This window comes from Sphingomonas sp. URJC2 (genome assembly GCF_059803575.1).
Genome location: NZ_JAPFGX010000063.1, coordinates 1 through 7,652 on the forward strand (window position 1 = coordinate 1; position 7,652 = coordinate 7,652).

Annotated in this window: 8 protein-coding genes; 4 read left to right on the forward strand and 4 right to left on the reverse strand. The window is 69.4% G+C overall.

What is annotated here, in order from left to right; all coding sequences use genetic code 11:
- Positions 1-128: 128 nt before the first annotated feature.
- The 3 genes from typA to OPU66_RS14470 all read right to left on the reverse strand — a co-directional run bounded on the left by typA (position 129) and on the right by OPU66_RS14470 (position 3,708).
- Positions 129-1,946 carry a translational GTPase TypA gene (typA, locus tag OPU66_RS14460; RefSeq protein ID WP_498554349.1) on the reverse strand — a complete coding sequence of 606 codons (1,818 nt, stop codon included), beginning with the start codon at positions 1,944-1,946 and terminating at the stop codon, positions 129-131.
- An 87-nt stretch (positions 1,947-2,033) separates the two neighbouring features.
- Positions 2,034-2,837 (reverse strand): agmatinase family protein, encoded by an 804-nt coding sequence (locus OPU66_RS14465; protein ID WP_498554350.1) that lies wholly within the window; start codon positions 2,835-2,837, stop codon positions 2,034-2,036.
- Positions 2,838-2,847: 10 nt separating this feature from the next.
- Positions 2,848-3,708, reverse strand: coding sequence for an EamA family transporter (locus OPU66_RS14470; protein WP_498554351.1), 861 nt, complete (start codon positions 3,706-3,708; stop codon positions 2,848-2,850).
- Between the two features lie 118 nt (positions 3,709-3,826).
- On the opposite strand from OPU66_RS14470, the gene OPU66_RS14475 reads away from it, so the two are divergent.
- From OPU66_RS14475 to OPU66_RS14485, 3 genes are all read left to right on the forward strand, one after another.
- Positions 3,827-4,018 (forward strand): hypothetical protein, encoded by a 192-nt coding sequence (locus OPU66_RS14475; protein ID WP_498554353.1) that lies wholly within the window; start codon positions 3,827-3,829, stop codon positions 4,016-4,018.
- Between the two features lie 118 nt (positions 4,019-4,136).
- Complete coding sequence (locus OPU66_RS14480; RefSeq protein WP_498554354.1) at positions 4,137-5,330, forward strand: toxic anion resistance protein; 1,194 nt, start codon at positions 4,137-4,139, stop codon at positions 5,328-5,330.
- Positions 5,330-6,025 carry a hypothetical protein gene (locus OPU66_RS14485; RefSeq protein ID WP_498554355.1) on the forward strand — a complete coding sequence of 232 codons (696 nt, stop codon included), beginning with the start codon at positions 5,330-5,332 and terminating at the stop codon, positions 6,023-6,025. Before OPU66_RS14480 ends, OPU66_RS14485 begins: the two co-directional genes overlap by 1 nt.
- Before the next feature lie 30 nt (positions 6,026-6,055).
- On the opposite strand, the gene OPU66_RS14490 is transcribed toward OPU66_RS14485, so the two are convergent.
- On the reverse strand, positions 6,056-6,736 hold the full coding sequence (locus OPU66_RS14490) for a nitroreductase (RefSeq protein ID WP_498554356.1): 681 nt from the start codon (positions 6,734-6,736) through the stop codon (positions 6,056-6,058).
- Between the two features lie 126 nt (positions 6,737-6,862).
- Here OPU66_RS14490 and OPU66_RS14495 point away from each other — a divergent pair, with 126 nt between their 5' ends.
- Complete coding sequence (locus OPU66_RS14495; RefSeq protein WP_498554357.1) at positions 6,863-7,495, forward strand: murein L,D-transpeptidase catalytic domain family protein; 633 nt, start codon at positions 6,863-6,865, stop codon at positions 7,493-7,495.
- Positions 7,496-7,652 lie beyond the last annotated feature (157 nt).

The following is a 7,652-nucleotide window of genomic DNA, read 5'->3' on the forward strand; positions in this document are numbered from 1 at the left end:
CGGCCCGCACCCCCACCCGGCCTCCCAACGGCAGGATACACTGTGGGAGGCCGGGCGGGGGTGCGGGCCGGTGCCGTTCTTCCCGAACAAAAAACCCGCGCGCCGGGGGGCGCGCGGGTTTTACCCGGTCAGGCCGCCTTGGCGCGCGAGGCGCGCTTGCGCTCATGCGGGTCGAGATGGCGCTTGCGCAGCCGGATGCTCTTGGGCGTCACCTCGACCATCTCGTCATCGTCGATATAGGCGATCGCCTGCTCCAGCGTCAGCCGCCGCGGCGGCGTCAGGCGGATCGCGTCGTCCTTGCCGCCCGAGGCGCGGAAATTGGTCAGCTGCTTGGCCTTCATCGGATTGACCTCAAGGTCATCCGGCTTGGCGTTTTCGCCGACGATCATGCCTTCATACAGCGGCTCGCCCGGGCCGACCATCAGCACGCCGCGATCCTCGAGCGCGTTGAGCGCATAGGCATTGGCCTCGCCCGCCCCGTTCGAGATCAGCACGCCGTTCTTGCGGCCTTCGATCGCACCCTTGTGCGGGCCATAGCGTTCGAAGATCCGGTTCATGATCCCGGTGCCGCGCGTGTCGGACAGGAACTCGCCATGATAGCCGATCAGCCCGCGCGACGGCGCGGAGAAGGTGATGCGCGTCTTGCCGCCGCCCGAGGGGCGCATGTCGGTCATCTCGGCCTTGCGCTGGTTCATCTTGTCGACGACGGTGCCCGAATATTCCTCGTCCACATCGATGACGACGGTTTCATACGGCTCCTCGCGCCCGCCCGGCCCGTCGCGGAACAGCACGCGCGGACGGCTGATCCCCAGTTCAAAGCCTTCGCGGCGCATCGTCTCGATCAGCACGCCGAGCTGGAGTTCGCCGCGCCCGGCGACTTCGAAGCTGTCCTTGTCCTCGCTCTCGGTGACGCGGATGGCGACGTTCGATTCCGCCTCGCGCATCAGCCGGTCGCGGATCATGCGGCTGGTGACCTTGCTGCCCTCGCGGCCCGCCATCGGCGAATCGTTGACGGCAAAGCGCATCGACAGCGTCGGCGGGTCGATCGGCTGCGCCTTGAGCGGCACGGTGACCGACGTGTCGGCGATGGTGTTGGCGACCGTGGCGACGGTCAGGCCAGCCAGGCTGATGATGTCGCCGGCGCGCGCTTCCTCGACGGGCACACGCTCCAGCCCGCGAAACGCCATGATCTTGGTCGCGCGGCCGGTTTCGATCACCTGGCCGTCGGAATCGAGCGCATGGATCGGCTGGTTGAGCCGCACGGTGCCGGTTTCGACCCGGCCGGTCAGGATGCGGCCGACGAAATTGTCGCGGTCAAGCAGCGTGACGAGGAAGCTGAACGGCGCTTCGGCATCGACCTGCGGCTGGGGCACATGATCGACGATCTTGTCGAACAGCGGCGCGAGCGTGCCTTCGCGCGCCTCGGCATCTTCGGACGCATAGCCGTTGCGGCCCGAGGCATAGAGCACCGGGAAATCGAGCTGCTCGTCGGTCGCCTCAAGCGTCACGAACAGGTCGAACACCTCGTTCAGCACTTCCTCGACGCGCGAATCCGGGCGGTCGATCTTGTTGACGACGACGATCGGGCGCAGCCCCAGCGCCAGCGCCTTGCCGGTCACGAACTTGGTCTGCGGCATCGCGCCTTCGGACGAATCGACGAGCAGGATGACGCCGTCGACCATCGACAGGATGCGCTCCACCTCGCCGCCGAAATCGGCGTGGCCGGGGGTGTCGACGATGTTGATCCGCGTGCCTTTCCAGTCGACCGAGGTGCACTTGGCCAGGATGGTGATCCCGCGTTCCTTTTCCAGGTCGTTCGAATCCATCGCGCGTTCTTCGACGCGCTGATTGTCGCGGAACGTCCCCGACTGGCGGAACAGCTGGTCGACGAGCGTGGTCTTGCCATGATCGACATGCGCGATGATGGCCACGTTGCGGAGGCTCATGGGAAATCCTGGTTCGAGCGGAGATTGGCCGCGCCCTTAGCGCAAATGCTGCGGCGCGCAAAGCCCGGCCGTTGCCGGGGCGGGCGCTCAGCCCGTTCGCTGCGCCAGCGCGGCGATTTCCTTGACCAGCTTGGCCGCCACCGTCGCGGTCATGCCATTCAGGTCGCGGCCGGGGTTCAGCTCGACAATGTCCGCCCCGACCAGCGGTCCTGGAATGCGCGCGATCAGATCGAGCAGCTGGCGCGTCGACAGCCCGCCCGGCTCGTGATGGGCGACGCCGGGGGCAAAGGCCGGGTCCAGCCCGTCCAGATCGACCGACAGATAGATCGGCCCGGCAGGCACCGGCACGGCGGCGGGAGTGAAATCGCGCATCGGCACCACCTCGATCCCGAAGCGCGCGACCTGTGCGGCCTGATGGGCGTTGAGCGTGCGGATACCGACCTGCACCAGCCGCGTCGCCAGCCCGTCCTCCATGATCCGCGCGAACGGCGAGGCGTGGGAGCGGCGATTGCCGCCCAGCTCGTCATAACAGTCCGAATGCGCGTCGATGTGCAGGATGGCGACCGGCCCGTGCACGGCGGCGATGGCGCGCAGCACCGGATAGGTGACGGCATGGTCGCCGCCCAGGCAGATCGGCACGCCGCCCCCCGCACAGGCCGCGCGCACCGCCGCCTCGATCCGGGCATCGTCGGCCGCACAATCCTCGGTGAGCGGCAGGTCGCCCAGATCTTCAAACGGGATGTCGCGGGCCAGCTCGCGCCCGCATTCGGCGGCGGGGTTGCCCATGTCGGAGCTGAGCGCGGCACGGATCAGCGGCGGCGCGGCGGCGGCGCCGCGCAGGAAGCTGGAGTTGATGTCGGTCGGCAGGCCGATCAGGCGGACAGGGCGCATGCCCTCCCCCTTACCCCGCAAATTGCAGCGCGATAAGGGCCGCCGCCAGCACCGCCGCCGCCGCGATCCGGCGGCCGCCAAAGCCTTCCTTCAGCCACAGCGCGCCGAGCAGCGCGGCAAACACCACCGCGGTTTCGCGCAGCGCCGAAACTTTCGCCACTTCGATGAGCGCCATCGCATAGAGCGCCGCCCCGAACGAGACGACCGACAACAGCCCCGCCGTCACCGCCGTCCGCCACTGGGCGCGCGCCGCCGCCAGATAGGTGCGCCGCCGCAGCGCCAGCGCCACGGCGGTGATGCCCAGCCAGTCGAGCAGGAACAGCCAGACGATGTAATCGAGCGGATCGCCGGCGGCGCGCACCCCGCGCGCATCGGTGGCGCTGTAGAGCGCGACGCCGATCGCCGTCCCCCCGGCCCAGAGCAGCGCCCGCGCCTCGGGGTGGCGGCGCAGCGACACCCCGCGCGGCGGCAGCGCGAAGATGATGATCGCGGCGGTCGCCACCAGCAGCGCCGCCCAGCCGGCGATGCTCAGCCCCTCGCCCAGCATCGCCCAGGCGCTGGCCGCGGTCAGCAGCGGGGCAAGCCCGCGCATCACCGGAAACACCAGCGACAGATCGCCATGCGTCATCGCGCGGACAAGGCAGAATTGGTAGAAAAGATGCGCCGGGATCGCCCAGACCAGCGCCGCGACCGTGCCCGGATCGGGCGCCCCGACCAGCAGCAGCGCCGGCAGCGTGACAAGCGCCGCCGTGACCGACAGCACCGAACGGGCGACAAGAATGTCGCCAGCGATCTTCACCGCCGTGTTGACGAGCGCCAGCGTGACGGCGGAGGCAAGGCCGAGCATGACCGCCAGCACCTCCGCCTTCATTCCCGCCCCCCCTTACGCAACAGCCCGGATGCGCGCGGAGATGCACCGGAAAGCCGGCCGGGGCCAGAGACGATCGGCGCAGGACCGGGGGCAGCCCGGGTGCCCGGAGGGATGCCGGATGGTCGAAATCGCCGCCTTCACCTATGGCCTTGTCGCCAGCATCGTCCTGTCGCGCCTTGGCCGTGACCGGCGGGCGGCGCGACCGTCCGGCCCGGTCGCGGTGATGACCGCTTGGGCGCTGTTCGGATTTTCGGCCGCGCTGGCCGGGCTGATCGCCGGCTGGCTGCTCGCCGGCCTCGCCTTCCTCTGAACCGGGCCGGGACGGCACCGGCACCGATCAACAGACGACGGCGTTCGGCGAAAGGCGCTTGAACGCCGACCGGCAGGGCCTAATCTTTCCCGGCCTCAAGGGCGGGAGACAGAAGTTTATGGCGACGACCACCACCACGATCGAGGAGACGGGCCTGGTCCTGACCCCGCCGGACCCGGTGCCCGTCGTCGCGCCGGAAAAAGCCGCCGGGCTGGTGCCGATCGAGGACAAGCAGAAGACCGAGCTGGATGCGCGGGTCGACCAGTTCGTCGCCGAACTGATCGCGCAGGACGTCAACTCGCCCGAGTTCGGCAAGCGCGTCGATTCGATCACCGCGCTCGGCCAGAAGGAAATCCGTGCCGCCGCCGGTGAGAGCAACCGCTTCCTCGACCGGCCGGTGCGCGCGATGGATCAGGAATCGGGCGTGGGCGCCGACCTCGCCCAGCTGCGGCGCACGATCGAGGATCTCGATCCCTCGACGCGCGGCGACCTGTTCACCAAGAAAAAGCTGTTCGGCATCATCCCGTTCGGCAACAAGCTGCGCGACTATTTCGACAGCTATACCTCGGCGCAGAGCCATATCGCCGCGATCCTCGCCCGGCTGGCCAAGGGCAAGGACGAGCTGCTGATGGACAATGCCGCCATCGCGGTCGAGCGGCAGAAGCTGTGGGCGGCGATGGGCCGGCTCGAACAGATGATCCACATGTCCAAGACGCTCGACCAGAAGCTGGAGGACAAGGCGGCCGAGCTGGACGCGACCGATCCCGCCAAGGCCAAGGCGATCCGCGAGAGCGCGCTGTTCTATGTCCGCCAGCGCACTCAGGATCTGCTGACCCAGATGGCGGTGACCGTGCAGGGCTATCTGGCGCTCGATCTGGTCAAGAAGAACAATGTCGAGCTGATCAAGGGCGTCGACCGCGCATCGACGACCACCGTGTCGGCGCTGCGCACGGCGGTGACGGTCGCCCAGGCGCTCACCAACCAGAAGCTGGTGCTCGAACAGATCACCGCGCTCAACACGACGACCGCGAACATCATCGATTCGACCGGCAAGCTGCTGAAGACGCAGACCGCGCAGATCCACGAACAGGCGGCCTCGTCGACCATCCCGCTCGAAGTGCTCAGCCGCGCGTTCCAGAACATCTATGACACGATGGATTCGATCGACACCTTCAAGGTCAAGGCGCTCGATTCGATGAAGACCACGGTCAACGCGCTGTCGCACGAGGTCGAGAAGTCGCGCGGCTATATCGCCCGCGCCGAAGGGGCCGAACAGGCCCAGACCTCGCCGTTCCAGGCGCTGGAGGGCTGATGGCGGGCAGCGACGAGATCCTGTCCGCCGCGCAGGCGCTGCTCGCCCGCACCTCGCCCGAAGGCCGCGCCCGCGCGCGCCGGCGCTGGGAACGGCGCAAGCAGCGGCTGGTGCGGATGGCGCGGCGCATGTTCCTGGCGACGCTGGCGATCCTGATCGGCGCGATCGGCTGGGGCAGCCTGATCGCGCCGCTCGGCTTTGGCGGGGTGATGGCGGTCGCGCTCGGGCTGATCCTCGCCTGGGTCGGGGTGATCCTGTTTTCCGCCGAGCCCGCCGCCCGCGCCGAGGAGCTGCCGCAGGTCGCGCTTGCCGCGCTGCCGCAGCGCACCGAGGCCTGGCTGGAGGCGCAGCGCCCGGCGCTGCCCGCCCCCGCCCACCGGCTGCTCGACCAGATCGGCGTGCGCCTCGAAGGGCTGGCGCCGAGCCTGGCCGGGCTGGACGAGCGCGAGCCCGCCGCCGCCGAGGTCCGCCGCCTGATCGGCGAGGAGCTGCCCGAGCTGGTCAAGGGCTATCAGCGCGTTCCGGCACCGCTGCGCCGGCAAGGCCCCGATGCCCAGCTGGTCGAGGGGCTGCGGCTGGTCGAGACCGAGATCGGCCGGATGAGCGAGCAGCTGGCGAGCGGCGAGCTCGACAAGCTCGCCACCCAGGGCAAATATCTGGAACTCAAATATCGCGGCGACCCGACGGCCGAGTGACCGCCGGCGCCGCTGCCCGCGCGCGGGACCTCAATCCTCGGGAAAGCCGACGAACACCGCCGCCTCGGCAACCGACTTGCGCTCCGACACCACGGCATTGGCGGGAAAATCAGGGTCGGGCCAGCCAAGCGCGATGCTTTTCATGATCACCTGATCCTCGGGGATGCCGGCATGGGCGCGCACGACCGGGGACTGCATGATCCCCTGGCTGTTGATGACCGCGCCCAGCCCGCGCGACCAGGCGGCGTTGACGATGCCATTGGCCACCGCGCCGCAATCGAACGGCGTGTCGTCGCTGCCATCCACGTCGCGGTCATAGGTGATGATGATGCACACCGGCGCATCGAACTGGCGAAAGCCGCGCAGCACCCAGTCCTGCCGCCGCGCCTGATCCTCGCGGGCAATGCCCATGGCGGCAAACAGCTGCTTGGCGACGCCGACCTGCCGGTCGCGGTGCTTGCCGGCAAAGGGCCGGCCGGTGCGGAACTCGCGGCTTTCCGGCACGCCCGCCAGCATCCGTTCGGTGTTGCCGGCGCGGATGCGGTCCAGCACCTCGCCGCCGATCACATGGAAGTTCCAGGGCTGGCTGTTCATCGATGACGGTGCCCGCATCGCCAGCGTCAGGATCTCCTCGATCAGCGCGCGCGGCACCGGATCAGGGCGATAGCCCCGGATGCTGCGCCGGCCGAGCACCACTGCGTCATAGTCCATTCGCGATCCTCTCCCTTTTCTCCCCGGCTAGAATAGCGGGCGGCGCGGTGCAATCGGCGGCGGATCGGCCCGGCGGATTGACACAGGTCATTGCGGCAGGCGCTGCGCGTTCCTAGCTAGGCAGGCATGACGATTGCCCGCCGCGACCTGCTCAAGGCCGCCCTGATCGGCGGCGGCACGCTGGCCACGCCCGCCATTGCCGCCACCACCATCGCCGCGTCGCCGGCCAGCGGCGTGCTGCGCGGCGGAAGCGATCCGCTGCTGGCGGCGGCGCGGGCAGCGCTCGCCCGGCACGGCCATCTGGTCGCCGACCGCGCGCGCGTCGGCGTCGTCGATTTCGCGCTGCCGTCACGCGCGCCGCGCTTCTTCCTTGTGGATTTTGCCGCCGGGCGCGCGACCAGCCATCTGGTCGCCCATGGCCGGGGATCGGATCCCGCGCATCGCGGCTGGCTGGAGCGGTTTTCCAACCGGCCCGGTTCGGCGGCGACATCCGAGGGCGTGTATCTGACCGGGGCCGAATATCAGGGCCAGCATGGCCGCTCGCGGCGGCTGATCGGGCTGGATCCCACCAACGACATGGCCGAGGCGCGTGCCATCGTCATCCATTCGGCCTGGTATGTCGGGCCGGAGATGGTCGCCCAGCATGGCAAGCTTGGCCGCAGCGAGGGATGCCTCGCCTTCTCCAGCGCCGATCTGGCAGAGGTCATGGCCCGGCTCGGCCCCGGCCATCTGATCGTCGCCGGGCGCTTTTCCGGCTGACGGGCTGGGGTTTCGGGGCGTTTTTTGTGCGCCTCTCGGCGCGGGGGCGGGGTTGTTTGCGGTGCGGCTCGCGCCGCACGGGCGGCACCGGCCCGCACCCCCACCCGGCCTCCCAACGGCAGGATACGCTATGGGAGGCCGGGTGGGGGTGCGGGCC